The sequence below is a fragment of the Actinoplanes sp. NPDC051513 genome, assembly GCF_044454685.1.
GTDB lineage: Bacteria > Actinomycetota > Actinomycetes > Mycobacteriales > Micromonosporaceae > Actinoplanes.
Genome location: NZ_JBITDW010000006.1, coordinates 13,005 through 37,469, shown reverse-complemented (window position 1 = coordinate 37,469; position 24,465 = coordinate 13,005). Strand labels below are relative to the sequence as shown.

At 71.1% G+C, this 24,465-nt stretch carries 25 protein-coding genes; 13 read left to right on the top strand and 12 right to left on the bottom strand.

Translation table 11 applies throughout. The features are described 5' to 3' along the window. Positions 1 to 70 precede the first annotated feature (70 nt). Positions 71 to 361 (bottom strand): hypothetical protein, encoded by a 291-nt coding sequence (locus ACIA5D_RS20625; RefSeq protein ID WP_396031733.1) that lies wholly within the window; start codon positions 359 to 361, stop codon positions 71 to 73. A 135-nt stretch (positions 362 to 496) separates the two neighbouring features. On the opposite strand from ACIA5D_RS20625, the gene ACIA5D_RS20620 reads away from it, so the two are divergent. Beyond that, entirely contained in the window at positions 497 to 880 is a 384-nt protein-coding gene (locus tag ACIA5D_RS20620) for a hypothetical protein (protein ID WP_396031732.1), read from the top strand. Positions 881 to 1,315: 435 nt separating this feature from the next. Next, positions 1,316 to 2,092: a hypothetical protein gene (locus ACIA5D_RS20615; RefSeq protein WP_396031731.1), complete on the top strand. Its 777-nt coding sequence runs from the start codon at positions 1,316 to 1,318 to the stop codon at positions 2,090 to 2,092. Between the two features lie 119 nt (positions 2,093 to 2,211). On the opposite strand, the gene ACIA5D_RS20610 is transcribed toward ACIA5D_RS20615, so the two are convergent. Continuing rightward, positions 2,212 to 2,658 (bottom strand): group II truncated hemoglobin, encoded by a 447-nt coding sequence (locus ACIA5D_RS20610; RefSeq protein ID WP_396031730.1) that lies wholly within the window; start codon positions 2,656 to 2,658, stop codon positions 2,212 to 2,214. Between the two features lie 74 nt (positions 2,659 to 2,732). Between ACIA5D_RS20610 and ACIA5D_RS20605 the strand changes: the two genes are divergently transcribed. Beyond that, entirely contained in the window at positions 2,733 to 3,089 is a 357-nt protein-coding gene (locus ACIA5D_RS20605; protein ID WP_396031729.1) for a PRC-barrel domain-containing protein, read from the top strand. 6 nt (positions 3,090 to 3,095) lie between these two features. Here ACIA5D_RS20605 and ACIA5D_RS20600 read toward each other — a convergent pair whose 3' ends face one another. Next, positions 3,096 to 3,674 (bottom strand): HD domain-containing protein, encoded by a 579-nt coding sequence (locus ACIA5D_RS20600; RefSeq protein WP_396031727.1) that lies wholly within the window; start codon positions 3,672 to 3,674, stop codon positions 3,096 to 3,098. Positions 3,675 to 3,741: 67 nt separating this feature from the next. On the opposite strand from ACIA5D_RS20600, the gene ACIA5D_RS20595 reads away from it, so the two are divergent. Both ACIA5D_RS20595 and ACIA5D_RS20590 read left to right on the top strand, forming a co-directional pair. Then, a complete protein-coding gene (locus ACIA5D_RS20595; RefSeq protein WP_396031725.1) occupies positions 3,742 to 4,635 on the top strand; it encodes an ATP-binding cassette domain-containing protein in 894 nt (297 codons plus the stop codon). Continuing rightward, positions 4,632 to 5,378, top strand: coding sequence for an ABC transporter permease (locus ACIA5D_RS20590; protein WP_396031724.1), 747 nt, complete (start codon positions 4,632 to 4,634; stop codon positions 5,376 to 5,378). Before ACIA5D_RS20595 ends, ACIA5D_RS20590 begins: the two co-directional genes overlap by 4 nt. Here the strand turns inward: ACIA5D_RS20590 and ACIA5D_RS20585 are convergent. After that, positions 5,362 to 8,271 (bottom strand): ATP-binding protein, encoded by a 2,910-nt coding sequence (locus ACIA5D_RS20585; protein ID WP_396031723.1) that lies wholly within the window; start codon positions 8,269 to 8,271, stop codon positions 5,362 to 5,364. The genes ACIA5D_RS20590 and ACIA5D_RS20585 overlap by 17 nt on opposite strands. A gap of 105 nt (positions 8,272 to 8,376) precedes the next feature. Between ACIA5D_RS20585 and ACIA5D_RS20580 the strand changes: the two genes are divergently transcribed. Continuing rightward, complete coding sequence (locus ACIA5D_RS20580) at positions 8,377 to 9,468, top strand: aldo/keto reductase (protein WP_396031722.1); 1,092 nt, start codon at positions 8,377 to 8,379, stop codon at positions 9,466 to 9,468. Positions 9,469 to 9,528: 60 nt separating this feature from the next. On the opposite strand, the gene ACIA5D_RS20575 is transcribed toward ACIA5D_RS20580, so the two are convergent. Further along, on the bottom strand, positions 9,529 to 10,353 hold the full coding sequence (locus tag ACIA5D_RS20575; RefSeq protein ID WP_396031721.1) for an oxidoreductase: 825 nt from the start codon (positions 10,351 to 10,353) through the stop codon (positions 9,529 to 9,531). A 172-nt stretch (positions 10,354 to 10,525) separates the two neighbouring features. On the opposite strand from ACIA5D_RS20575, the gene ACIA5D_RS20570 reads away from it, so the two are divergent. Next, positions 10,526 to 11,368 (top strand): hypothetical protein, encoded by an 843-nt coding sequence (locus ACIA5D_RS20570; RefSeq protein ID WP_396031720.1) that lies wholly within the window; start codon positions 10,526 to 10,528, stop codon positions 11,366 to 11,368. An 11-nt stretch (positions 11,369 to 11,379) separates the two neighbouring features. On the opposite strand, the gene ACIA5D_RS20565 is transcribed toward ACIA5D_RS20570, so the two are convergent. Genes ACIA5D_RS20565 through ACIA5D_RS20550 form a run of 4 tightly spaced genes read right to left on the bottom strand, consistent with a single transcriptional unit; the run spans position 11,380 to position 13,931 of the window. Next, complete coding sequence (locus ACIA5D_RS20565) at positions 11,380 to 11,817, bottom strand: acyl-CoA thioesterase (protein WP_396031719.1); 438 nt, start codon at positions 11,815 to 11,817, stop codon at positions 11,380 to 11,382. Next, positions 11,814 to 12,446: a TetR/AcrR family transcriptional regulator gene (locus tag ACIA5D_RS20560; RefSeq protein ID WP_396031718.1), complete on the bottom strand. Its 633-nt coding sequence runs from the start codon at positions 12,444 to 12,446 to the stop codon at positions 11,814 to 11,816. Before ACIA5D_RS20560 ends, ACIA5D_RS20565 begins: the two co-directional genes overlap by 4 nt. Positions 12,447 to 12,502: 56 nt before the next feature. Then, positions 12,503 to 13,684: an LLM class flavin-dependent oxidoreductase gene (locus tag ACIA5D_RS20555; protein ID WP_396031717.1), complete on the bottom strand. Its 1,182-nt coding sequence runs from the start codon at positions 13,682 to 13,684 to the stop codon at positions 12,503 to 12,505. A 10-nt stretch (positions 13,685 to 13,694) separates the two neighbouring features. Beyond that, positions 13,695 to 13,931 (bottom strand): hypothetical protein, encoded by a 237-nt coding sequence (locus tag ACIA5D_RS20550; RefSeq protein WP_396031716.1) that lies wholly within the window; start codon positions 13,929 to 13,931, stop codon positions 13,695 to 13,697. Positions 13,932 to 14,386: 455 nt separating this feature from the next. Here ACIA5D_RS20550 and ACIA5D_RS20545 point away from each other — a divergent pair, with 455 nt between their 5' ends. Genes ACIA5D_RS20545 through ACIA5D_RS20520 form a run of 6 tightly spaced genes read left to right on the top strand, consistent with a single transcriptional unit; the run spans position 14,387 to position 20,183 of the window. Further along, positions 14,387 to 15,253 (top strand): amino acid ABC transporter permease, encoded by an 867-nt coding sequence (locus ACIA5D_RS20545; RefSeq protein WP_396031715.1) that lies wholly within the window; start codon positions 14,387 to 14,389, stop codon positions 15,251 to 15,253. Next, a complete protein-coding gene (locus tag ACIA5D_RS20540) occupies positions 15,250 to 16,002 on the top strand; it encodes an amino acid ABC transporter ATP-binding protein (protein ID WP_396031714.1) in 753 nt (250 codons plus the stop codon). The genes ACIA5D_RS20545 and ACIA5D_RS20540 overlap by 4 nt, the downstream gene beginning before the upstream one ends. Positions 16,003 to 16,017: 15 nt before the next feature. Next, the gene (locus ACIA5D_RS20535) at positions 16,018 to 16,989 is read left to right on the top strand and encodes an ABC transporter substrate-binding protein (RefSeq protein ID WP_396031713.1); all 972 of its coding nucleotides are present in this window, start codon (positions 16,018 to 16,020) and stop codon (positions 16,987 to 16,989) included. Positions 16,990 to 16,991: 2 nt separating this feature from the next. Further along, positions 16,992 to 18,140: an LLM class flavin-dependent oxidoreductase gene (locus ACIA5D_RS20530; RefSeq protein WP_396031712.1), complete on the top strand. Its 1,149-nt coding sequence runs from the start codon at positions 16,992 to 16,994 to the stop codon at positions 18,138 to 18,140. Further along, on the top strand, positions 18,133 to 19,464 hold the full coding sequence (locus tag ACIA5D_RS20525; protein ID WP_396031711.1) for an NtaA/DmoA family FMN-dependent monooxygenase: 1,332 nt from the start codon (positions 18,133 to 18,135) through the stop codon (positions 19,462 to 19,464). Before ACIA5D_RS20530 ends, ACIA5D_RS20525 begins: the two co-directional genes overlap by 8 nt. Next, positions 19,461 to 20,183, top strand: coding sequence for a GNAT family N-acetyltransferase (locus tag ACIA5D_RS20520; protein ID WP_396031710.1), 723 nt, complete (start codon positions 19,461 to 19,463; stop codon positions 20,181 to 20,183). Before ACIA5D_RS20525 ends, ACIA5D_RS20520 begins: the two co-directional genes overlap by 4 nt. Here the strand turns inward: ACIA5D_RS20520 and ACIA5D_RS20515 are convergent. Genes ACIA5D_RS20515 through ACIA5D_RS20505 form a run of 3 tightly spaced genes read right to left on the bottom strand, consistent with a single transcriptional unit; the run spans position 20,173 to position 24,380 of the window. Then, on the bottom strand, positions 20,173 to 21,012 hold the full coding sequence (locus tag ACIA5D_RS20515; protein ID WP_396031709.1) for a hypothetical protein: 840 nt from the start codon (positions 21,010 to 21,012) through the stop codon (positions 20,173 to 20,175). The genes ACIA5D_RS20520 and ACIA5D_RS20515 overlap by 11 nt on opposite strands. After that, the gene (locus tag ACIA5D_RS20510; protein ID WP_396031708.1) at positions 21,009 to 23,516 is read right to left on the bottom strand and encodes a glycoside hydrolase family 3 C-terminal domain-containing protein; all 2,508 of its coding nucleotides are present in this window, start codon (positions 23,514 to 23,516) and stop codon (positions 21,009 to 21,011) included. Before ACIA5D_RS20510 ends, ACIA5D_RS20515 begins: the two co-directional genes overlap by 4 nt. 30 nt (positions 23,517 to 23,546) lie before the next feature. Then, positions 23,547 to 24,380 (bottom strand): TylF/MycF/NovP-related O-methyltransferase, encoded by an 834-nt coding sequence (locus ACIA5D_RS20505; protein WP_396032187.1) that lies wholly within the window; start codon positions 24,378 to 24,380, stop codon positions 23,547 to 23,549. Positions 24,381 to 24,465: the final 85 nt, after the last annotated feature.

Sequence of the window (24,465 nt, the reverse complement as noted above, 5' to 3'; positions counted from 1 at the left end):
TCAGCGGCGCCGGTCCGTCGAACAGCCGGGTTGATCAGCAGCGTGTACCCGATCGATCAGCGGCTCTCCGCTACTGGACGTCCCGGACCTCGATCACCCGGGTGGCCGGCGCGGCGACACCGGCCCCGGCGCGGTGCGCGGCGCGGCCGGGATCGGCCATGAAGGCCTCGTAGCCCGCCCGGTCGCGGAAGCGGATCAGGTGCACCTCGGCCCGGCCGTCCGTGCTGCGGGTGCGGCGCTCCAGCGTGCCACCGTGCCGGCCGAGCAGCTCGAGCACCGCGTCTTCGTAGCGTTGTCCGGCTTCGGCCTGGCCGGGGACCATCTCGACGATCGCTGCGAGCAGCAGCTCCTGGGAATCCATGCGTGGATTGTCGAGGAGCCAGAGGCCGGCCGCCACGGTTGCCGGCCGTCCCTTGGCATTGCCCCGTGCAGTATGGGCGGCACTGTCGCTGCCTACCGAGCCGGAGACCGTTGATGACGAAGCTCGGCCGGCGGAGTGTCTGGCATCTGGTGTGGCCAGCGCTGGGTCGGCGACGACATCCCGATCGCCCGGATCCTGGTCCATCCGGAGCCAGCGTGGGCCTCGCGGGCGGACGACACGGTTCTGACCTTCGTGCTCGCGCCGGGCAAGGGGCAGCTGCCCTGGGAGGAGGAGCTGCCGATCCGCCGCGTCGACGCCGAGACCGGCGAGATCTGCTGCGTGCCCTTCCTCCAGACGCGACTCGCGCTCGGTGACGTCGAACGCGTCAACTCCGGCGGCTACACGGCGGCGGTGACGCGCCCGTCGGGCTGCACGCGCTTGCGGTCGTGGGAGCGGGAGGGGCGCCTCGACTGCCGACCCACGCTGCGTTCCGATCAGGCTGGGGTGTCCCTGCTCTGAGCGGTGCGCTAGAGATCTTCTGGGGTCGGGGTCTCGGTTGTCATTGCCGGCTTGTCCCCATCCAGTGGTGCCGCATTTCTCGTCGCCCACTGTTCAGCCAGCCCTCGATCGGGGGTGGCCAGTTTGCGGCTGCCGCGGCCGGCGGCTGGCTGATCGGGCTCCGGCTGTGGCGTCCGGTCGGGGTGCCATGACCGACCGGCTTCAGGTGCGGCCGGTTACGGCGTGATGGTGGTCGGGCCGGGGATGCCATCGCCTGGTGCCTGCCTGGTCGCGGTAGCAGCGGCCGTCGCGGTGGGCTGTCCCAGCATTTCGGGAGCAAGGCCGGATATCACCATTGTTGACGGCGGCTATTCCGGGGTGAGAATGGCATGCTCGAAGACGGTTTCGGGCTTACCACGGAGTTCTTCGAGGTGGGATAATTCTGGGGTGCGGCAGATGGAGTTCTTCACCAAATCCCAGCTAGCGGAAATGCGTGATCCGACCCGGTCGCGCCGTTATTCTCCGGCGCGTGAAGAGTTCCGCCGCGTGCATGCCCGGCAGCGCGCGTGGGGGCTTGTCGAGCGGCACGCGCGTAAGCTGCGCCGCCTGCACGGCGGTGACGACGGTTCACCCTTGACGGCGGCCGAGCGGCGGCTCTGGTCGGGTCGCGCCGGCACACCTGGGCGGCCCGTGGCGCCGGTGGGGCCGACCGCTCCCGCCCGCACCGGCCAGGGCCTCGGCTCATCCGCACAGCGGGTGGTGCACCCGGCGGGCAACCAGATCGCGCAGCCCACGCCGGCGGCGCCCGCCACGGTCGGGCAGGTCACGCAGCCCACACCCACCCAGCAGGCCACGCCAGCCACGGGCGAGCAGATGACCTCCACCGACCAGGACCACACACCATCCGACCCGCGGCGCCGACCAACTTCGGCCGCCGTGCATACCATTCTGTCAACAATGTTCCGCGTCATTCTTTCGCAGCGGCAAACACCATTCAACAGCCTTCACCGACGATGGCAAACACCGATCGCATCAGCGTGGGACGGCCGGGCGAAATCGGCGCCGACCACAGGCGGAGACTCGCGCAGCCCACCGCACCAACGTCCGGCATATCGCGCCCGGCACACCGCACGCCCCACCCCGCATACCGCGCTGCCGCAGCCGCCGCGCTGCCGCAGCCGCCGCGCCGCGCTGCCGCCGCCGGGCAGATCCGTCCATCTTGCTGGCAGTTGATCGAGGGCGGCCAACGAGGATGAGTGCCGCCCGTCGCGGTCGTCCGTGGCTTCCGCTTCCGGCCCCGGCTCGGCCATCACCACCGAGCCCGCTCCAACAGACCCCCACCCCAATAGTGTCTATTGCTGCAGGCCGTCCCAGGACCAGCGCGGGATGGCCATGTCGGCGGGGACGGCGGCGGCCGAGTGGTGGTACTGCGACATGGTCGTGGTGGTGGCCCACGCGAAGTAGTCGTGCAGGACCTGGCGCAGCGGATCGCCGGTCAGGCCGCAATCGGCCAGGGCCTCGTCGAAGCACGCTATCGCCCGGCGGTCCATCTCCTCGTGCGGGCCGTTGCCGCTGTGCATGCGGACGACCGTCGTCTCCGAGCCGTAGCCGGACGAATAGGTGGGCGGGCCGCCCAGCGCCTCGGCCCAGTAGGCGGCGAGCCGCTCGGTGTGCTGCGGGTGGTAGCCGTGGCTGAAGGCGTGGCTCACCACCTCGTCGGCGAGGACTCGGGCGTGCCAGGCCGCGGCCAGGCGGGTCAGGCCGTCGGCGCCGCCGGCGGCCTCGTAGACGGTGGACATGGGGTCAAGGATGGTCCACCGGGCGGGTGTTCCGGAAGGGTTTTCGCCACCCCGGGGCCGGGCATCTGACGTGCATGTTCCCCGCTGAGAACCTGCGCGACTGGCGCGGCGAGAAGGTCATCGACCCCAAGGGCGACAAGATCGGCGACCTCGAGGCCGTCTACGTCGACACCGCCACCGACGAGCCGAGCTTCGCCACGATCCGGGTCGGCATGATCGGCCGCCACCGCCTCGTCTTCGTTCCGCTGGCCGGCGCGACGGTCATGCCGAACGCGGTGCGTGTCCGCTACGAGAAGAAGCTCGTCGGGGACGCCCCGAGCATCGACGTCGACGGCGAGCTCACCGCCGCCGAGGAGCCGCGGGTCTTCGCCCACTACGAGGTGCCCTACCAGGTCGGCCCGGGCGGCGAGCGCCGGCTGGCCCGCCGCTGACCCAGGCTAGGCGTGCCCGATCGGGTAGGCGTTCTGGAAGGCCAGTCGCTCGTCGGCCCCCGCGGCCAGCCGGTCGAGGCAGTCGTCCAGGGGCATGAAGGCCTCCCACGGCTCGACGGCGGAGGCGACGGCCAGGCGGTCCACCACCAGCCGCTCCAGGTCGGGGACCCGCTTGGCCTTCCAGACCTTGTCGGCCAGGCTGACCAGCAGGTCCTCGATCTCGATGCCGGGCTCGTGCCACGAGGCGTGCGTGGCGGCGAAGCGGGCCAGCTCGGGCGGCACGCCGAAGGAGAGCAGCAGGTCGCGGCCGGCCGGCTCGTGCTGGGAGCCGGGGGCGGAGAGCTCCGCCACGTGCAGGGTCTTGCCGATGTCGTGGGTCGCGGCGCCGAAGAGGACGGCGTTGCGGTCAAAGGCGACGGCGGGGCAGGACGCCGCCAGCCACGCGGTCAGGTCCAGGGCGACATCGTGCACGGCGCGCAGGTGAGCGGCCAGCCGCGGCGGCGCGTCCATGCCGCGGAGCAGGTCGGCGGCGGTGGGCGGCAGCGGGCGTACTGCGGGATCGGTGAGGGCGCGTTCCAGGAGCACGCGTCATGGTAGCGGCGTGCGGGCGGCATGAAGCCACCGTGAAACCGGCCCGGCGGAAGCTCTCCGCATGGTGAAAGTGAGAGGGCTGCGTAAGTCGTTCGGCGACAAGGTGGTGCTCGACGGGATCGACTTCGAGGTGGCCGCGGGGACGACCTTCGCGCTGCTGGGGCCGAACGGGGCGGGGAAGACCACGACGGTGCGGATCCTGTCGACGCTGATTCGTTTCGGCGGGGGCGCGGCGGAGGTGGCGGGGCACGACGTACGGAACGAGCCGGACGCGGTGCGCCGGAGCATCGGGGTGACGGGGCAGTTCTCGGCGGTCGACGACCTGCTGACCGGCGAGGAGAACCTGATGCTGATGGCCGACCTCAACCACCTCGAGCGCGGCGGCAAGCGGAAACGGGTCGCCGGCCTGCTGGAGCAGTTCGATCTGGTGGAGGCGGCCCGGAAGCCGGTGTCGGCCTACTCGGGTGGCATGAAGAGGCGACTCGACCTGGCGATGACGCTGGTGGGCAGCCCGAAAGTGATCTTCCTGGACGAGCCGACGGCCGGGCTCGACCCGCGCAGCCGGCAGATGATGTGGCAGACCGTCAAGGACCTGGTAGCCGGCGGGGTGACGATCTTCCTGACCACGCAGTACCTGGAGGAGGCGGACCGGCTCGCCGACCGGATCGCCATCCTCGACGGGGGACGCCTGGTCGCCGAGGGGACGGCGGCCGAGCTCAAGCGCGGGGTCGCGGGCGGACACGTACGCGTGGAATTTGCCGATGCCGACGCGCTGAAGGCCGCGGCAGAGGTCTTGGAAGGAGCCGTGCGGGAGGACGACGAGGCGTTGCGGGTGCCGGGCCAGAACGTACGGGAAGTGCTCGCGAAGCTGAACGGAATCGAGTTCGAGTCGCTGACGGTGCAGAAGCCCGATCTCGACGACGTGTTCCTCGCGATGACGGGAGGAAAGCGATGAGCGACGCGATGACCATGCTGCGGCGCAACGTCCGGCACACGACACGGAACCCCAGCGCCCTCATCATGACGATCGGCATCCCGGTGGTGCTGCTCCTGCTCTTCGTGGGGGTGTTCGGCGATTCGCTGAGCGCCGGCCGGGACGGCGACTACATCGACTACCTGGTGGCGGGCGTGCTGCTGATGACCGTCGGGTACGGCGCCACGACGACTGCGCTCGCGGTGAACCGCGACATGACCGCCGGCATCATCGACCGGTTCCGCACCATGGCGATCTCCCGGACGTCGGTGCTGACCGGCCACGTCGTCGGCTCCACCGCCCGCACCCTGGTCAGCGCCGTCCTCGTGGTCGCGGTGGCCTTCGCGCTCGGGTTCCGCCCGCACGGCGACGCGCTCGGCTGGCTCGGCGCGGCCGGCCTGCTCGCGCTGCTCACGATCGCGCTGACCTGGCTCGGCGTGGCCGTCGGCCTGGCCGCCCCGACCCCCGAGGCGACCGCGCCGTTCACCCTGATCATCCAGCTGCTGCCGTTCCTGAGCAGCGCGTTCGTCCCGCCGGAGTCGATGTCGGGCGCGGTCCGCTGGTTCGCCGGGCACGAGCCGTTCACCCCGATCACCGACAGCCTGCGCGGGCTGATGCTCGACACACCGATCGGCCGTGAGGGCCCGGCCGCCGTGGTCTGGTGCCTGATCCTGGCAGCGGCCGGGTACGCCTGGGCGCGAACGCTCTTCAGTCGAGATCGCTGAGCAGGGCCAGCGCCTCGGCGCGCAGCGCTTCGTGGTCGGTGTCCGGAGCGACGGCCGACAAAGGCAGGAACGTACTGGAAACGCCGAACCTCTCCGCCAGCGCGACCAGCTCCGAGGCCCCGCGCGACAGCCCGACGGCCAACAGAAGCACGCCGCAGACACGGAAGACTGCGGCCGGAGCGGTGGGCAGAAGCTCCGAGAGGATTTTCGGCAGGGCAAGAGCAATATGTTCGATGAGCGGTTCCTGCCCGTGGCGGCGGTGCACGATCACGGCAACCGCCTGCACCTCATGGGCCCAGAGGTCGCCAGACCCCCGCAGCCCCTCCGCGGCCTGCCGCCACAGGGCCAGCCCACCGTCGACATCGCCCCGCCCGAGCAGGATCTGGGCGCGGGAGCAGAGGTCGAACAGGGGCGGCCCGTCCTCCTGGCGCCCCAGCACGTTCAGGTCTTGCTCGGCCTGGTCGAGCGCCCCGCGTTGCAGATTGGCCAGCACGAGCGCCCACCGCGCCCGCGCGGCGCTCGACCAGGCCCCCAGCGACTCCATGATGGACAACGCCGTCTCGAGGTGCCGGTAGGCCTCTTCGCCCGGCGAGGCCTGCAGGCACAGCTCCCCGATCCGCGCGTGCGCGAGCGCCCGCAGCCACGGGTCGGCGTCGTCGAGCAGCCCGAGCATCCGCTTGGCCGCCCGCAGCGCCGCCTTCGGATCGTTCGCGTACTCGGCCTGATAGCTGAGCGCGTAGTTCGCCATGGCGGCGATCACCGGCCGCGGGTCGTCGCCGAGCTCTCGCGGGTCGGGGGTGAGGAGCACGATCTGGGCCGCGCCGATCAGGCTGTCCGGCGGGGGCGGCGGCAACCGGCGCAGGACCGCGAGCGCCCGCAGCGGCCGCGGCCCCCGCACGAGATACATGATGAGCGCGCACCACACCGCGGCCGTCCGGGTGGCCTCGACCAGCGCGTCCGCCGGCCGATAGCCGCTGAGCGCCGCCGGCACCTCGGCGGCCATCCCGATCATCCGGGTCACGTTGGACTCGGTGAGCCACAGCGTGCCGAGCAGCGAGGCGGCCGCCGCGACCGACCCACCGTCCCCGCGCTCGAGGCCGTACCGCAGCGCCAGCGTCAGGTTGTCCTGCTCGGCGCGGATCGTCTCGACGGCGGCGACACCCTCCTCGGCCGACATCGCGCCCATGCCCCGCGCCCAGGCCAGAAAGCGATCGACGGCAGCGGATGTCTCCCCGGCTTCCTCGCGCCGGGCCGCGCTGAACGAGCGAACGGTCTCCAGCATGCGATACCGGGTGCCGCCCGGCTCGTCGACGACCTTGAGCAGGGACTGGTCGACGAGTTGGTCGACGTCGCCGGCCGCGTCGATGGCGATGCCGCCGGGAAAGATCGACAGCGCCCGCATCGCGGCCTGACCGTCGGCCGACAGCAGGTGCCAGCTCCAGTCGATCACCGCGTACAGCGTCCGGTGCCGCTCCGGCGCATCCCGCGCACCACCCCGGAGCACGGCGAACCGGTCGTCCAACCGCCGCCCGATCTCGGCCACCGACATCACGCGCACCCGAGCCGCGGCAAGCTCCACCGCGAGCGGCAGACCATCCAAGCGCAAACACAATTCGCGTACGGCGTCAGCCGGCAACTCCACGCCGGGCCGGGCCGCCCGCGCCCGCCGCGCGAACAGCTCCACAGTGGTCGGCAGGTCCAGTTCGGCCAGCGGGTACACCGACTCCGACGACAGCCCGAGCGGCGCCCGGCTGGTGGTCAGCACCCGCAGATCGGCGGCCCTCGACACCAGGGCCTGCACCACCGCGGCCACGTCTTCCACCAGGTGCTCGCAGTTGTCGAGCACCAGCAGGGCTTCCCCTGGCCCGAGCGCGCCGACCACCCCCTCGACGGCCCCCGACTCCCCCACCCCCAGCGCGGAGGCCACCTCGCCCAGCACGTCCCCCGTCACGCCGGCCAGCTCGACCACGCACACCACCCGCTGCCGGGCCCGCCTCGCGACGGCCTGCGCGAGCCGCGTCTTGCCGAGGCCTCCAGCCCCGACGATCGAGACCACCTTCGCCGTACGCAGCAGCGCCGTCACCGCCGCGATGTCGTCGTCCCGCCCGAGCATCTCGTTCGGCTCGTGCCGCAGCCCGTGCCGCACCGGCGGCGCATCGCTCAGCAGCAGCTCCCGATGGAAGGCCCGCAGCCCCGGCCCGGGGTCGGCCCCCAGCTCGTCGCGCAGGGACCGGCGGTAGGCGTCGTACCGGGCCAGCGCGGCCGCCGAGCCGGCCGTGGCCGCCTCACAGCGCAGCAGCTCGAGCAGCACCTCCTCATCACGAGCAGGCTGGGCCTCAGCACGAGCAGGCTGGACCTCGTCACGAGCAGGCTGAGCCTCAGCACGAGCGAGCTGGGCCAGCAGCAACGGAAGCGCCTCGGCCGAGCGCCCGAGCCGGGCCAGCCCCAGAGCCCGCACGCGCGTCAGCTCCCGATAGGTCGCCGCGCGCAGATCGTCCGCGCCGTCCGAGCCGAACAACGCGAGCCCCGCCGAGGCCGAGGCCACCGCCGCCCCCGCGTCCCCCGCATGCAGAAGCCGCGCGCTCTCGGCGGCACGCAGCAGCACCACCGACGCGTCGACCTGCGCCGGATCGAGGGCGAGGCGATATCCCGTACGCGTGCTCTCGATGACCGCAACCCCGAGCCGAGCCCGCGCCCGCGAGACGAGCGTCTGCAACGCCTTCGCGGGGTGCGAAGGCAACTCCTCGGGCCAGAGCGCCTCGACGAGCCGGGACGAGCTGCACCCGGCCCGCAGATCGCCGGCCAGCAGCACCAGCAGCCGGCGCAGGCGCTCCCCGGCGATCTCCTCGCCGCGCCAGCGCACCCCCGACAGCACGGTCAGCTCGAGGTCCATCGACGTCAGGTTAGTCCGTGCCGCTTCTCACAGAGTTTGGACTCGGCAGTCTATTTTTTTCGAGCAAACGTATGGACCAGGCAGTCCGAAAACTCGGGAGGGATCATGAACCACTACTACCTGCTCGGCCGGTCGGGGTTGCGGGTCAGCCGCCTGGCGCTGGGCACCATGAACTTCGGCATCGACGGCTTCCACGCCGCCTACGGCAAGACCGAGGAGGAGTCGGAGGCGATCTTCCACCGCTACGTCGAGGCCGGCGGGAACTTCATCGACACCGCCGACTTCTACACCGCCGGCGAGAGCGAGCGGATCCTCGGCCGCCTGATCGCCAAGTCCGGCAACCGCGAGCGGCTGGTGCTGACCAGCAAGTTCACCAACACCATCGACGCGACCGACCCGAACGCCAGCGGCAACGGCCGCAAGCACATCGTGCGGGCCGTCGAGGCGTCGCTGCGCCGGCTCGGCACCGACTACCTCGACCTGTACCTGCTGCACACCTGGGACCGGATCACCCCCGTCGAGGAGGTCATGCAGACCTTCGACGACCTCGTGCGGGTCGGCAAGATCCGCTACGCCGGCCTCTCCGACGTGCCCGCCTGGTACGCCGCCCGCGCCCAGAGCTACGCCGAGGCGCACGGCCTGCCCCCGATCGTCACCGTGCAGCTGCCGTACTCGCTGAACGCCCGCCACATCGAGGCGGAGTTCACGCCGATGGCGCAGAACCTCGGCATGGGCCTGACGGCGTGGAGCCCGATCGGCGGCGGCCTGCTCACCGGCAAGTACCAGCGCACCGACACCGGCCTGACCGGCGACGGCCGGCTCGGCTTGTCGGAAGCCGCCGGCGCGCGGATCACCGAGCACGACTGGCGGGTCATCGAGACGCTCGAGAAGGTGTCGGCCGAGCTCGGCCGGCCGATGGCCCAGGTCGCGGTCAACTGGGTGGCCACACAGCCCGCCGTCTCGTCGGTGGTGGTCGGCGCGAGCAGCCCCGCCCAGCTCGACGTGACGCTCGGCGCGCTCGACTTCGAGATCCCGTTGGCCGCGCGGCAGCGGCTCGAGGAGGCCGGCGCCCCGCAGACCGGCCGCCTCTACTCGATGTTCACGCCGCAGTACCAGTCCTGGGTGGTCAGTCCCGGCCTCGGCATCGGCGACAAGCCCGCCACCTACAACCCGCCCGTCTTCAACGGCCCGCGCTGACAACACGCGACATCAGGCTCAACACCCGCCAGTCATCGTTGTCCACCGGCCCGCTCGCCACTACAGGTCGGTGGCGGAACTCACCCCGCGCCACTCGTCGAGCTCCCGGCGCTCGGCGTCGAGGGTTGCCGCATACGCGGTCAGCGCGTCGTTGCCGAGCACGAGCATGGCCGGCGGCGAGGCCGACCCGACCGCCGTGATGATCGCCTGAGCGGCCTTGGCCGGGTCGCCCGGCTGCGTGCCGTGGGTGGGATCGTGCTCCTTGCGGCGTTTGCCCGCGGTGTCGGCATAGTCGGCGATCGCCGCCGCCGACTGGGTCAGCGAACGCCCCGCGAAGTCGGTGCGGAAGCCGCCCGGCTCGACCGCCATCGCGGTGATCCCCAGCGGCGCGACCTCCTTGCGCAGCGACCCGGTCATCCCCTCGAGCGCCGACTTCACCGCCGCGTAGTAGCCGGAGCCGGGCGGGCACACCTTGGCCCCGATCGACGAGATGTTGACGATCGTGCCGCTGCGGCGGGCCCGCATGCTCGGCAGCACCGCCTTGATCATCGCGACGGCGCCGAAGAAGTTCGTGTCGAACAGCCGCTGCACGTCGGCCGGGTCGCCCTCCTCCACGGCCGCGCGATAGCCGTACCCGGCGTTGTTGACCAGCACGTCGATGGCGCCGAACCGCTCGATCGCCGCCCGCGTCGCGAAGGCCACCTGCGACGCGTCGGTGACATCGAGAGCAAGGGCAAGAGCTGACGGGTACGCCTTCGTGAGGTCTTCCACCGCGGTCACGTCGCGGGCCGTGACCGCGGCGTTGTCGCCTCGGGCCAGCACGGCCTCGGCGAGGGCCCGGCCCAGGCCGGTCGAACATCCGGTGATCAGCCACGTCGTCGTCATGCGGCCATTGTTTCGCGGGATGGCAGCGGGATGGGAGGTTCCGGCGGAACCCCTCTCGGCAAAGGGTCCACATGAGAATCCGACATCAGCGTCAATTCCTCCGAGCTGCGGAAATGATCTGAAATGCCGTGCTGGACTGACGCGTGAATCGTTCCTAGCGAAAGGTTTTGTCATGAGCAAGCACACGCGGAGTCTCGCGCTGCTCGGCGCCGGCGCTCTGGCCGCGGCCGGGGTGACGCTCGGCGCGACGCCGGCACAGGCCGCCCCGCCGCCCGGGCCGGGCGATCAGACGGTCGCGCCCGTCGACTGCGTGCCCTGGGACCCGGCCTGCGGCACGGGGATGCCGCTCGGCCCGATGCACATCATGATCGTCACGGTGAGCAACGACGACTGGCCGTTCGACGCGATCCTCAACAACCTCGGCTTCCCGCCGGAGGATTGGCCGATGCCGGGAGTCGAGCCCACCGCCGTGCCGACGCCCGGCGGCGGCACCGCGCCGGCCACCGGGCCGACAGCGGCACCCACGACCGAGCCGGCCGCAGCTCCGACAACCGAACCCGCCGCCACAGCTCCCACAACCGAGCCGGCCGCCGCACCCACAACCGAGCCTGCCGCCGCAACTCCCACAACCGAGCCGCCGGTCGCGACTCCCACAACCGAGCCGGCAGCCGCACCTACAACCGAACCCGCCGCCACAGCTCCCACAACCGAGCCGGCAGCGCCGGCGGGCACCGAGACCACCGCCGGACCCGAGGCGACACCGCCCGCGTCTGGGGCGACACCGCCCGCGTCTGAGGCGACACCGCCCGCGTCTGAGGCGACACCGCCCGCGTCTGGGGCGACACCGCCCGTCTCTGGGGCGACCCCACCGGGAACCGAGGCGACCCCACCCGTCTCTGAGGCCACCCCGCCCGGAACAGAAGCGACCCCGCCCGGGGCGGAGACCGTCGTGGTGGCCGGAGTCGCGGCGGCCGGAATGATCGGTGCCGCGGAGGAGGGACCGACCACTCCCTGAACAACAGGTGCTCAGTCGACCCGCAGGAGCTGCGAGGCGAGTTCCCGCCCCGACTCGGTCCACGGCGAGGGGCGCATCGTCGCCGGATCGAGGTGGATGTTCACGCGCCGGCCCTCGGCGTACACGGTCCGGTTGTCGATCGACGTGAAGCGGAAGTGATAGTCGGCGCTGGTGGTGCCGAGGTTTTCCACCCAGAAATGCACGGCGATCTCGCCGGTGCCACGCACCGGCACGTGAAAGGTGATCGCATACTCGCGGACGACGTTGAACGCGTCGGGCGTGGTCGGCCGGCCGTCGGCGAAGGAGACGCCGCGCTCGGCCCACCAATTGATCATCGCTCGTTCGATCATGACGGCGTAGCGGGCGTTGTGCAGCACCCCGAGCGCGTCCAGGTCGTCGAAGTGCACGGGTACGCGGGTGGTGTGCCCGTAGGCAACGGCGGCGGTCATGGCAGCTCCAGGAGAGTCGGGTCGGTGGCGAGCGCCCGCAGGTGGCCCAGCAGGGCGTTCCGGGCGTGACGGAAGGTGACCTCGGGACCGAGGACGGGCGCCTGCATGACCGCGCAGACGCCGAGCGATTCCATCTCGTACGCGATCGCGGCGGCATCGGTCTCGGCCCGCAGGTCGCCCACGGCAATCGCGTCGGCGGCGAGGGATTCCAGGAACGACATCCAGTCGCGGAGCTCGGTCGCGAGTCGATCCTGGACCTCGCCGGGGCGCGCGTTGAACTCGAAGTGGGCGTTCGCGAAGAAGCAGCCGCCGGGCAGCCGCTCGGCCTCGTAGAAGGCGAGGCGCCGGTCGTGCACGGCCCAGAGCCGGCGGACGCCGCGCGGCTCGTGCAGGGCGGGCCGGATCACCTCGCCGGTCCACTGCGCCCGGGCGTGCTCGATGACGGCGAGCTGCAGCGACTCCTTGGAACGCCAGTGGGCGAACAGGCCGGCCTTGCTGATGCCGAGCGCGACGGCGAGCTGGTTGAGCGAGAGGCCGTCGAGGCCCTCGGAGGTGGCCAGCACCAGCGCGCGGTCGAGCACGGCGGTGCGGGTGCGCTCCCCACGGGCGAGGCGGCCGTCGACGGTCATGCCTCGACCCTACAAAACGACCGACCGGTCGTAAATAAAGAAGTGGGGCCCGTCACTCACCGGCCGTACCACTGCTTGGCGAGCAGCTCGAACGAGCGCACGCGGTCGGCGTGCCCCGGCGTCATCGTGGTGACCAGCAGCTCGTCGGCGCCGGTGACGCGGCGCAGGGTCTCCAGGCGCTCGGCCACGGTGTCGGGCGAGCCGACGAACTGCGTCTCCACCCGGTCGGCGACCAACAGGCGCTCCTCGTCGGTCCACTCGTAGGCCTCGGCCTGCTCGATGCTCGGGTACGGAACAGCACCCTCCCCGGTGCGAACGCTGCGCACCCACAGGCCGTAGGGGGTGGCCAGGTGGCGGGCGGTCTCGTCGTCCTCGGCGACGACCACGTCGGCCGAGACCATCACCTTCGGCTCGGCGAGCGTCGCCGACGGGCGGAAGGCCGATCGGTACGCCTCGACCGCCTCCAGCACCCGGGCCGGCGAGACGTGGTAGTTGGCGGCGAACGGCAGGCCGCGGGCGCCGGCCACCCGGGCGCTCTCGCCACCGCTCGAACCGAGCACCCAGATCTGCAGGTCGGCGCCCTCCCCCGGCACGGCCCGCGCCTCGTTGCCCTCGCCGTCGGTGTACGGGCCGGCCAGCAGGGTCTCGATGTCGGCGATCGCGCTGTCCAGGTCGAGCGGGCTGGCGTCGGGCTGGTGCAGCAGCTTGAAGAACAGCGCCGAGCGGGCCGAGCGCAGGATCGGCGCGAACGAGAACGACTTCGGGATCAGCAGGCCGTCGACGACGCGGGCCTCGGTCTCCGTCTCGTCCGGCGCGGCCCACCCCACCGGCTTGGCGCCCGCCCCGCCCGCCTGCGACGAGGTCGCTTCCGGCGCCGCCGCGGCCAGCGCTGACTTGCGGCGCTGGGCGCTGCGGCCCAGGCCGAGGTCGAAGCGGCCGGGATAGAGCGCGTCCAGCAATCCCCACTGCTCGACCACGCCGAGCGGGGTGAGAAAGCCGGTCTGCACGGCGCCGGAGCCGAGCCGGATGTGGTCGGTGACCGCGGCGATCTGGCCGAGCAGCAGCGCCGGCTGGGAGCTGGCCACGCCGGGGGTCAGGTGGTGCTCGGCCACCCAGTAGCGGTGGTAGCCGAACTGCTCGGCGTGCCGGGCCAGATCGAGGGTGCGGCGCAGGGCGTCGCCGGCGGTGCCACCGGCGACCAGCGGGGCGAGGTCCAGGATGGACAGGGGTACGGTCATCGGCTTCTCCTCAAATGCGGGACAGGACGGGCACCGCGTCGAGCAGCGCGCGGGTGTAGTCGTGCTGGGGCCGGTGGAAGACGTCGCCGACCGGGCCGGACTCGACCACCGCGCCGTCGCGCATCACCAGCACCCGGTCGGCGAGGTGGTGCACGACGCCCAGGTCGTGCGAGATGAACAGCATCGCGGTGCCGTCGGTGGCCCGGATGCCGGCGAGCAGGTCCGGCGTCGGCGGCGGCCTGGCCACCGCCGCCCGAGCAGCCCGCGACCAGTGCGAACATCGCGACAACGCCGAGCGGGAATCGGAGCCGCATCTCCACCTCCAGATGAGCAGACCCTCTTTTTCCTATAGCTTAACTAGGGTATAAGCAAGAGGTGATCCCAAGACTCCTCGCCATCCGCCTGGCCGCCGCGTGTCATCTCGCCCACCCAGGCGCCGGCACTGCGCCACGCGCCACCCGGCGCGGCCGGCCTCGCCGCGGCATTCCTCCAGCTGGCGCAGCGAATCTCGGCCACCATCGGCATGGCCGCCGTCGCCGGCGTCGTGCTGAGCAATGTGGACGGCGGGCTTACCCATGACCTAGTGGGAACGAGTCGTTGACAAGGCTGTAAAAACATACTTAGCCCATAGGACTTGAGCGCTTTGAGGGAATCCGCCTAGCGTGAAGTGGCGACCCCGCCACCCCGCCGGAGGTAACCCCCGTGAGTGTCCTGTCCGAGGCCCGCGCCGCCCCAGCCGAGGCAGCCGAACCCCTGACCGTGGTGCCGGCCCGCCACCCCTGGCGCTGGGTCGGCGCCGCCGCCGTCCTCGTCCTGGTCGCCCAGTTCCTGCACGGCCTGATCACCAACCCGGGCTGGGACTGGGAGACCTTCGCCGGCTACTTCTTCGAGAAGTCGGTGATGGAGGCGCTGCTCATCACGCTGGAGCTGACCTTCGCGGGCGCCGTGCTCGGCTTCCTCGGCGGCATCGTGCTCGCGCCGATGCGGCTCTCCCGCAACCCGGTGCTGCGCTCGGTGAGCTGGACCTACATCTGGGTCTTCCGCTCGGTCCCGCTGATCGTGCAACTGCTGTTCTGGGCCAACCTCGGCTACCTCTACGACAGCCTCCATATCGGCGTCCCGTTCGGGCCGGGCTTGGTGCACTTCGGCACCAGCAATCTGGTCAGCTCGATCGGCGCCGCGCTGCTCGGCCTGGCGTTGCACGAGGCTGCGTACGCCGCCGAGATCGTGCGCGCCGGCATCATCTCGGTCGACCAGCGCCAGCTGGAGGCCGCCGCGGCGTTGGGCATCCCGCGCCTGCGGCAGTTCCGCCGCATCCTGCTCCCCCAGGCCATGCGCGCGATCCTGCCGAGCGCCGCCAACGAGCTGGTCAACCTGCTCAAGAGCACCTCGGTGGTGTATGTGCTGGCGATCGGCGAGCTCTTCTACCAGGTGCAGGTGGTCTACGGCCGCAACGGCCGGGTCGTGCCGCTGCTCATGGTCGCCACGGTCTGGTACGTGATCCTCACCGCCGTCCTGAGCGTCTTCCAGCACTACGTCGAGCGGCACTTCTCGCGGGGCTGGCGATGACCGACAAGATGATCGAGATCAGCGGCGTGCACAAGTCGTTCGGGTCGCTCGAGGTGCTCAAGGGCATCGACCTGACCATCGCCAAGGGCAGCGTCACCGTCATCCTCGGCCCCTCCGGCTCGGGCAAGTCGACGTTGCTGCGCACCATCAACCACCTCGAGAAGGTCGACCGCGGCCACGTACGCATCGATGGCGAGCTGATCGGCTACCGCCAGGACGGCGCCCGCCTTCATGAGCTCCCCGAGCGCCAGGTCCTGAAGCAGCGGGCGAACATCGGTTTCGTCTTCCAGACCTTCAACCTCTTCCCGCACCTCACCGCCCTGGAGAACGTCACCGAGGCGATCCGCAAGCGTCCCGGGGCGAAGGACAAGGCCTCCGAACTGCTGAAGAAGGTCGGCCTGGCCGACAAGGAGAAGGCCTACCCCCGCCAGCTCTCGGGCGGTCAACAGCAGCGGGTGGCCATCGCCCGCGCGCTCGCGCTCGACCCCAAGCTGGTCCTCTTCGACGAGCCGACCTCCGCGCTCGACCCCGAGCTGGTCGGCGAGGTGCTCGACGTCATGCGTGACCTGGCCGAGGCCGGCACCACGATGATCGTCGTCACGCACGAGATCGGCTTCGCCCGGGAGGCGGCCGACTCGATCGTCTTCCTCGACGGCGGCCGCATCGTCGAGCAGGGCCCGCCGGCTCAGGTCCTCGACTCGCCCGTCCACGACCGCACCCGCGCCTTCCTGTCCAAGGTCCTCACTTAAAGATCAGGAGCTTTCATGCGTACGCGTAATGCCTTGTTCGCCGTCGTGCTCGCCGCAAGCCTCACCGCCTGCGCCGCGCCCGACGAGACGCCGAAGGCGGCGCAGGCCGCGGTCCAGGCCGGCACGGTGAAAATCAACAACGGGCCCGACCAGAACCGGATCGTGCCGGCCAAGGTGGACTCGGTCGCGGCCCTCGTGCCCGAGAAGATCCGGTCGACCGGCAAGCTCACCATCGGGGTCGGCGCGGCCGGCGCCGGATTCCCGCCGCTCGCCTTCACCGCCACCGACAACAAGACGCTGATCGGCAGCGAGCCCGACATCGCGGTCGCCGTCGCCGGCGTCCTCGGCCTCGAGCCCGAGCTCGAGAACACCTCGTGGGAGAGCCTGTTCATCGGCCTCGACAGCGGCAAGTACGACGTCGGCGCCTCCAACATCACGGTGACCGAGCTGCGGAAGCAGAAGTACGACTTCGCCACCTACCGCAAGGACGACCTGGCGTTCGAGGCCAAGAAAGGCGCCGGCTGGAAGGTGACCGAGCCCAAGGACGTGGCCGGCAAGAAGGTCGCGGTGGGCTCGGGCACCAACCAGGAGAAGATCCTCGTCGAGTGGAGCAAGCAGGATGTCGCCGCCGGCCTGCCCGCCGTGGACATCAAGTACTACCAGACCAACCAGGCGACCTACCTGGCGCTGGGCTCCGGGCAGATCGACGCCTACCTCGGCCCGAACCCGACCGCCGCCTACCACGTCGCGGTGGCCGGCGAGACCGAGATCATCGGCACCTACTCCGGCGCCGGCGCGGGCCTGCAGGGCAAGATCGCGCTCACCACCCAGAAGGACAACGGGCTCGTGCAGGCGTACAAGGCAGCCCTCGACGAGCTGAAGAAGTCCGGCGACTACGCCAAGATCCTCGAGCGGTGGAACCTCGCGAGCGAAGCCGTCGACGCGCCCGAGGTCAACCCGCCCGGCCTGCCGATCGACGGGAAGTGACCATGGCCATCCATCTCTCTGTCGCGCTCGACGGCACCGGCTGGCACCCCGCCTCGTGGCGGGAGCCGGACGCCCGGCCCGCCGAGCTGTTCACCGCGAGGTACTGGGTCGACCTGGCCCGCGAGGCGGAGGCCGGCACGCTGGACTTCGTCACCTTCGAGGACGCGCTCGGCCTGCAGTCCGACCGGCCGGACGGCCCCGACGAGCGCACCGACCACGTGCGCGGCCGGCTCGACGCGATCCTGATCGCGGCCCGGGTGGCGCCCGCGACCAGCCACATCGGACTGGTGCCGACCGCGACCGTCACGCACACCGAGCCGTTCCACATCTCCAAGGCGCTTGCCACGCTCGACTACGTGAGCGGCGGCCGGGCCGGCTGGCGGGTGCAGGTGTCGGGGCGGGCGCACGAGGCCGCCCACTTCGGCCGCCGGGTGCTGCCGGTCATCGAGGCCGGCAAGATCAACGAGCCGTCGACCCGGGCCGTCGTGCAGGAGTTGTTCGACGAGGCGGCCGACTACGTCGAGGTCGTGCGGCGGCTCTGGGACAGCTGGGAGGACGACGCGGAGATCCGCGACGCCGCGACCGGCCGGTTCATCGACCGCCGGAAGCTGCACTACATCAACTTCGACGGCCGGTACTTCAGCGTGAAGGGGCCGTCGATCACCCCCCGGCCCCCGCAGGGCCAACCGCTGGTCACCGCTCTCGCGCATGCCGAGATTCCGTACGCCTTCGCGAACGGCTCGGCGGATCTCGCGTACGTGACACCGGCGGACGCCGCCCACGCGCGCAAGATCGTCGCTCAGCTCTCCACCCGCCACATCTTCGCCGACCTGGTCGTGTTCCTCGACCCGGACGCGAAGGAGCGGTTGGACATTACCGACCGTTCGGTCAGCACCTCGGACGCGGCGATCTTCAGCGGGACGGCGTCGCAGCTGGCCGACCTGCTGCTGGAGTGGCACGCGGCCGGGATCACCGGCTTCCGGCTGCGGCCGGGCCGGCTGCCCGCCGACCTCCAGCAGATCACTCGCGCTCTGGTGCCGGAGTTGCGGCGGCGGGGCGTCTTCCGCGACGCGTACGAGTCATCGACGCTGCGTGGGCTGCTCGGCCTGGACCGTCCCGCCAACCGATTCGTGGAGGCCCGCGTTGCCTAAGCAGATTCATCTCGCCGCGCACTTCCCCGGCGTCAACAACACCACCGTGTGGAGCGACCCGCGCTCGGGCAGCCACATCGAGTTCTCCTCGTTCGTGAAGCTCGCCCAGACCGCCGAGCGCGCGAAGTTCGACTTCTTCTTCCTCGCCGAGGGGCTGCGGCTGCGCGAGCAGGGCGGCCAGATCTACGACCTCGACGTCGTGGGGCGGCCGGACACGTTCACGGTGCTGTCGGCGCTGGCCGCGGTCACCACCCACCTCGGGCTGGCCGGCACGATCAACTCGACGTTCAACGAGCCGTACGAGGTGGCCCGCCAGTTCGCGTCGCTCGACCACCTCTCCGGCGGGCGGGCCGCGTGGAACGTGGTGACCTCGTGGGACGCGTTCACCGGGGAGAACTTCCGGCGGGGCGGGTTCCTCGCCGAGTCCGACCGGTACAGCCGGGCGACGCAGTTCCTCGCCACGGCGTCGTCGCTCTTCGACTCATGGCCGGACGACGCGATCGTGGCCGACAAGGAAAATGGGACGTTCCTGCGCGACGGCTCGGTCGGCACGTTCAAGCACGCGGACGCGCACTTCGACATCAGCGGGCGGTTCAACGTGCCGCGCTCGCCGCAGGGCCGGCCGGTGATCCTGCAGGCCGGCGACTCGGACGCGGGCCGGGAGTTCGCGGCGGCGACGGCCGACGCCATCTTCAGCCGGCACGGGACGCTCGACGAGGGCCGCGCGTTCTACGCCGACGTGAAGCGGCGGCTGGCCGCCTACGGGCGGACGAGGGAGGATCTGCTGGTGCTGCCGGCCGCGACCTTCGTTCTCGGGGACACCGACGCCGACGCCGCCGAGAAGGCGGCTTCCGTGCGCCGTCAGCAGGTCAGCGGCGCCACCGCGATCAAGTTCCTGGAGCAGTTGTGGAACCGGGATCTCAGCTCGTACGACCCGGACGGCCCGCTGCCGGCGATCGATCCCGATGTCTCGGACACATCGTTTTCTCGTGGCCGGGCGAGTGTGCGGCTTCATCGCGACCCGCTCGCCATCGCGCGCGATTGGCGGGCCAAGGCCGAGGCGGGCAACCTCTCCATCCGGGAGCTGATCATCGAGGTGACCGGGCGGCAGACGTTCATCGGGTCGCCGGCGACCATCGCCGCCGAGATCGACAACCTCGTGCAGCAGGACGCCAGCGACGGCTTCATCCTGGTGCCGCACGTGACGCCAGACGGGCTCGACGAGTTCGCCGACACGGTGGTGCCGCTGCTGCAGGAGCGCGGCGTGTTCCGTACGGAATATGCCGGAGCCACCCTGCGCGACCACCTCGGACTGGCCCGATGACGACGGTCACGCCCGACCAGGGCGTCCTCGACAACGCGATCTGGCAGTCGGTCATCGGGCCGCACGCCCACCTCGCCGAGCGGCACGGGCTCGCGGCCCGCTACCCCGACGCCGTGGCCCAGTTCTACGGCCTCGCCGACCCGGACGACCCGCGCGCCTGGGCCGACCTGGCCTCGCTGGCGAGCACGCCTCCGGGCGCGGGCACGGCGGGCGCGGGCGCGGAGGTCGCGGTGTCCGGCTCGCCGCCGCGCACCCATCCGGGCTGGGAGCTGGCCGACGAGATCGCGGGCGTGCAGCTGGTCGACGTCGCGCTGCGGGCCGAGCCGTTCGGCGAGGCCGTGCGGCTGACCGCGGCCGACGTGCCGGAGATCCTCGACCTGGTCGAGCGGACCCGGCCCGGGCCGTTCCGGCCGCGGACCATCGAGCTCGGCGTCTACCTGGGCGTCCGGCGCGACGGCGCCCTGGTGGCGGTGGCCGGCGAGCGGCTGCACCCGCCGGGCTGGACCGAGATCAGCGCAGTCTGCACCGATCCGGCGTTCCGCGGCCAGGGGCTGGCGACCGCGCTGGTCCGGGCCGTCGCCCACGGCATCCGGGAGCGCGGCGAGACACCGTTCCTGCACACGTCGGCGGCCAACACCCCAGCCATCCGGCTCTACGAGTCGCTGGGCTTCCAACTGCGGCGGAGGACCACCTTCGGGCGGTACCGCCTCACGGGGTGACCAGCCGTTGGACGGCCTTCGTCGCGCGGGGGCGGCGGCTCTGCCAGGCATAGGCCTCAGCCGGCGGCCACGCGTACGCGGGAAAGCCGTCGCTGATCAGCGTGAGCAGACACGGTTGCTCGAGGTCGCGGGCGGCGTGCTCGTAGAGCCGCTGCGCCCGCGGCAGGATGACGCCGTAGTCGATCAGCCGGCCCAGGTAGTTCTCCTGGTCGAGCACCTCGGTCAGGTGCGACTCGGGCAGCGGGTAGGTCCCCGGCAGGATGTTGTGCAGCGACAGGAACACGTCGGTGCCGCGCCGCCGGGGATCGCCCAGCCACCGCGCCATCGGCGAGAAGCGCCCGAGCGCGAGCCGAGCGTCGGACAGCAGGCAGTCGGCGTAGAGCACGCGCAGCAGCGCCACGTCCATGAAGAAGCGCTCCAGCAGGCCCTCGTGGTCGGCCAGCGGACGGTGCGCGAGGTAGCCGGCCACGATGCTGGAGTTGTGCGCCCGGTACCAGGCCCGCGGCGTCGGCCGGCGCAGGAACTCGACCCAGCGCTGCACCTGCGGCCGGTCGGCGTGCTCCCCCGCCCGCACCAGGTGCTCCGCCTCCCACGCGTCGCGGATCAGGCCCTCGTTGACCGCCCGCCACCGCGCGCTGCCGGGGGCGGCGAGCACGCCCCGGCTGATCTGCCAGCGCATGAAGGCCACCTCGGCCCGGCGGTACGGCCGGACGCCGGGGCTACCGGCCGCGGTGTCGTAGAAGCCGGCCGCGAGGGCCAGCCGGGCCGCGGGATCGTCCCGCACGGCCGCGACCCGCGCGGCGGCCGCCTCGCCCGCTTCCCCGGTCACGAGGGGTCGACGACCTTGACCACGAAGGTGCCGCGGGCGTCGCCGGCGCTGACGGTGATGGTGGCGACGCCGGGGGCGCGGGCGATCAGGCCGGTGGGGGTCACGGCCACGACCGCGGGGCGGTTGCTGGCGTAGCCGACCTCGGTCGTGCGGATGCTCTGGTCGGAATAGGCGACCGCCGGATGCGGGTCGATGTGGCTGCCGACCGGGAATTGGACGCGGCCCGGTTTGGCCGTGACCACGGCCGGGATCGGGGGCGGCGGGGTGCTCACGGAGGCGTACACGTGCTGCTTGATGTCTTTGTCGTCGCTCGATGCCGACAATTGCAGGCCGATGCGGCCCGGATCTAGGCGGAAGGCCTGGGCTTTCTCGTCGTAGAACGCCAGATCGGCGGTATTGACCGGGAGCGTCACATCGGCGCTTTGGTGCGGCTCGAGGACGACTTTCTGGAAGGCGATCAGGCGTTTGCGGGGGCGCTCGCTGCTTTTCGGCGAATCGGGGGTCGTCGCGTAAAGCTGGACCACCTCGGCGCCCTTGGTGTCGCCCGTGTTGGTCACCGTGGCGGTCGCCTTTTGCCCGTCGAAGCGCAAGCCCGCGTAGCTGAAGCTCGTGTAGGACAGCCCGAAGCCGAATGGGTAGGCGATTTGTCCGGAAAAAAACTGGTAAGTTCGGCCAGCGGTCGTGGCGGTCGGGCGGATGGCGTAGTCCTCCATCGGCGGTAGCTGGCCCTGGTCGGCATACCAGGTGAAGGGCAGCCGGCCACTCGGCGAGACCGCGCCGGAGATGACGTCGGCGAGCGCCTCACCCTTGCGCTGGCCATTGAACGAACTCCACAGAATGGCGGGAACCTTGTCGGCGAAGGGCGACACGTCGACCTGGCCGACCGTTTCCAGATAGACGATCGTGCGCGGGTTGGCCGCCGCCACCTGACGGATGAGCTCGGCCTGAGCGCCCGGCAGCGCGAGCGTGGAACGGTCGTGATCCTCGCTCGCGGTCTCCCGATCCGTGCCGGCATAGACGATGACCGCGTCGTAGTTCTTCGCCGCTTCGACCGCCGCCGGGTCGATCACGTCGAGGTTGCCCGGCATCGTTCCGGGCAGAAAGTCGACGTCGTACGCCTTCTGCAGCCCCTGAAATCCGGTGACCGAGTTGGCAATCCCGGAGTGCGTCTGGTTGCTCGAATAGCCGCCGAGGTAAAGGTCGCCCGGGTCGGCGAAGGTGCCGATCACCGCGATCTTCTTGCTGGTTTCCAGCGGCAGCAGATTGCCGTTGCGCAGCAGCACGATGCTCTCGTCGGCCACCTGCCGGGCCATCGCCAGCCGCTCGGGCGTCTGCGTGACCGCCTTGTTGGACTCGTCGTTCACCCAGGTGCCCGGGGCCAGCCGCGTGCGCGCCTCCGCCACCCACGGCACCAGACGCTGCGCGTCGAACTCGCCCAGCGCGAACCGGGCCGTGAACAGCCGCACCAGCGAGACATCCACGGTGTCCTCGCTGAGCAGCCCGCGCTCGACCGCCGCCGGGATCGTGTTCGCGTAGTGCCAGTCGTCGTGGTAACCCATGTTGCAGTCGAGATCCTCGCCCGCGTTCAGGGCCAGGGCGTTGCGGCTGTACTGATCGGTCGGCGCCCCACCCGGCGGCAGCCAGTTCTGCCCCGCCATGATCTCGTAGATCGCGTCGCAGTCGGACGTGAAGTATCCGTCGAAGCCGTACGTCTGCCGCGCGAGCGTCTCGATGAGGTGGCTGTTCGCCGCGCTCGGCACCCCGTTCACGCTGTTGTAGGCGCTCATGATCGAGCCGGGCTTGCTCCACCGGATGACGTCGCGGAACTGGGCCGTGTAATACTCGCGCAGCGTGCGCTCGTCCATGTCCGACGACCCGTTGAGCCGGTTCGACTCGCTGTTGTTGGCCGCGTAGTGCTTGAGCGTGGCGATCGCCTTGTAGTACCCGTCGCGCGGCGGCCCCTGCAGTCCGTTGACGAACTGCGCGGCCAGCGTCGCGGTCAGCAGCGGATCCTCGCCGAACGTCTCGTCGTTACGGCCCCACCGCGGGTCGCGCGCGAGGTTCACGGTCGGCGTGTAGAAGTCGAGGTCGAGCCGGTTGTCCCGCACCACCTCGCGCGCCTCGTCCGAGATGAGGCCCGCCTCCCGGCCGACCAGCCCCGGGTTCCACGTCGACCCCAGAGACAACGAGACCGGGTACGACGTGGTGTTCGTCAAATTGGGCGGATTGTCCCCGTGGTTGGTCTGCTCGCGCGCTACCCCGTGAGCGGCCTCGTTCCACCAGCCGTAGGCCGCCACCCCCAGCCGGGGAATGGCGGCCGACATGCTGCTGACCATCTGCGACGCCTTCTCGGGCAGCGTCATGCGCGAGACGAGATCGGCGGCCCGTTCGGCCGGTGAATACGCCGGGTCGAGATAGACCGCTGCCACCGGGGGCGAGGCCTCGGCCGCGACGAGTCCCAACGGAATCACCACGACCAGCACCGCCGATAGCATCCGCCTCATGCGACCTCCCTGGGAGCGTTCCCAGGGTATTCAGTCGTGCAGCTTCACCGCGACCCTGCCCTCGTCCATCCGCAGGAGGAGCACGGGCAGGTTGGTCTCGGCCAGCCACTCGTCCACCGCCCGGCGGGCGCCGTCCCACCAGCCGTAGTCGTCGAGCAGCAGCACGCCGCCCGGCACCAGACGGTTCCACAGGTGCTCGAGCTCGTGCCGGGTCGACTCGTACCAGTCGGTGTCCAGCCGCAGGATGCTGATCCGCTCGGGCACGCTGGCCGGGATCGTCTCCTCGACCTTGCCCTTGTAGTAGTGGATGTGGTCGGCGGGGTACGCCGACTCGGCCATCGTCGCCTGCACGTCCTCCAGCGACGCGAACGCCCAGACGCCCGCGCTCTTGTCGCTGGCCGCCAGCATCTCGGCGGCGCTCTTGCCGTCGTGCCGCTTGTCGTGCTCGGTCGGCTCGCTCATCCCCTCGTACGTGTCGTAGAGGTGCAGGTGACGCTCGGTGTCGCCGGCCTCGATGAGCGTCCGGGCGACGGCGAGCATGCTGCCGCCCCGCCAGACCCCGCACTCGACGACGTCGCCCGGGATCTGGTGCTTGGCCACGTACCGCACCGACGAGACGAGCGCGTGCAGCTTGCCCGGCGACGTCATGGTCCAGGGCTTGACCGCCCGGATCGTCTCCCGCATCGCCTCGTCGAAGTCGGCCGGGAACGTGATCTCCGGCGGCCCGGCCGGCTTGACCTCGGGCTTCGGCTCCGGCTTGGGGGCGGGCTTCGGCGCGGGCTTGGCCACCGCGCGGGGCGGCTTGGCCTTGCGCACCTCGTATCCGGTGAGGCCCCGTAACACTCGATTGACACTCTGACCCATCGTCACCGGGCGAAGGTTACAGAGATCAACCACACATGAACAGATGTCAAATCTGAGATGGCCCGAAGCTTGTCCGCCGCACGAC

What these genes read in the sequence shown, in the direction of transcription:
- ACIA5D_RS20625 (WP_396031733.1), bottom strand. Translation starts at nt 361, where the DNA reads ATGGATTCCCAGGAGCTGCTGCTCGCAGCGATCGTCGAGATGGTCCCC.
- ACIA5D_RS20615 (WP_396031731.1), top strand. Translation starts at nt 1,316, where the DNA reads ATGGAGTTCTTCACCAAATCCCAGCTAGCGGAAATGCGTGATCCGACC.
- ACIA5D_RS20610 (WP_396031730.1), bottom strand. Translation starts at nt 2,658, where the DNA reads ATGTCCACCGTCTACGAGGCCGCCGGCGGCGCCGACGGCCTGACCCGC.
- ACIA5D_RS20605 (WP_396031729.1), top strand. Translation starts at nt 2,733, where the DNA reads ATGTTCCCCGCTGAGAACCTGCGCGACTGGCGCGGCGAGAAGGTCATC.
- ACIA5D_RS20595 (WP_396031725.1), top strand. Translation starts at nt 3,742, where the DNA reads ATGGTGAAAGTGAGAGGGCTGCGTAAGTCGTTCGGCGACAAGGTGGTG.
- ACIA5D_RS20590 (WP_396031724.1), top strand. Translation starts at nt 4,632, where the DNA reads ATGAGCGACGCGATGACCATGCTGCGGCGCAACGTCCGGCACACGACA.
- ACIA5D_RS20585 (WP_396031723.1), bottom strand. Translation starts at nt 8,271, where the DNA reads ATGGACCTCGAGCTGACCGTGCTGTCGGGGGTGCGCTGGCGCGGCGAG.
- ACIA5D_RS20580 (WP_396031722.1), top strand. Translation starts at nt 8,377, where the DNA reads ATGAACCACTACTACCTGCTCGGCCGGTCGGGGTTGCGGGTCAGCCGC.
- ACIA5D_RS20575 (WP_396031721.1), bottom strand. Translation starts at nt 10,353, where the DNA reads ATGACGACGACGTGGCTGATCACCGGATGTTCGACCGGCCTGGGCCGG.
- ACIA5D_RS20570 (WP_396031720.1), top strand. Translation starts at nt 10,526, where the DNA reads ATGAGCAAGCACACGCGGAGTCTCGCGCTGCTCGGCGCCGGCGCTCTG.
- ACIA5D_RS20565 (WP_396031719.1), bottom strand. Translation starts at nt 11,817, where the DNA reads ATGACCGCCGCCGTTGCCTACGGGCACACCACCCGCGTACCCGTGCAC.
- ACIA5D_RS20560 (WP_396031718.1), bottom strand. Translation starts at nt 12,446, where the DNA reads ATGACCGTCGACGGCCGCCTCGCCCGTGGGGAGCGCACCCGCACCGCC.
- ACIA5D_RS20555 (WP_396031717.1), bottom strand. Translation starts at nt 13,684, where the DNA reads ATGACCGTACCCCTGTCCATCCTGGACCTCGCCCCGCTGGTCGCCGGT.
- ACIA5D_RS20540 (WP_396031714.1), top strand. Translation starts at nt 15,250, where the DNA reads ATGACCGACAAGATGATCGAGATCAGCGGCGTGCACAAGTCGTTCGGG.
- ACIA5D_RS20535 (WP_396031713.1), top strand. Translation starts at nt 16,018, where the DNA reads ATGCGTACGCGTAATGCCTTGTTCGCCGTCGTGCTCGCCGCAAGCCTC.
- ACIA5D_RS20530 (WP_396031712.1), top strand. Translation starts at nt 16,992, where the DNA reads ATGGCCATCCATCTCTCTGTCGCGCTCGACGGCACCGGCTGGCACCCC.
- ACIA5D_RS20520 (WP_396031710.1), top strand. Translation starts at nt 19,461, where the DNA reads ATGACGACGGTCACGCCCGACCAGGGCGTCCTCGACAACGCGATCTGG.
- ACIA5D_RS20510 (WP_396031708.1), bottom strand. Translation starts at nt 23,516, where the DNA reads ATGAGGCGGATGCTATCGGCGGTGCTGGTCGTGGTGATTCCGTTGGGA.
- ACIA5D_RS20505 (WP_396032187.1), bottom strand. Translation starts at nt 24,380, where the DNA reads ATGGGTCAGAGTGTCAATCGAGTGTTACGGGGCCTCACCGGATACGAG.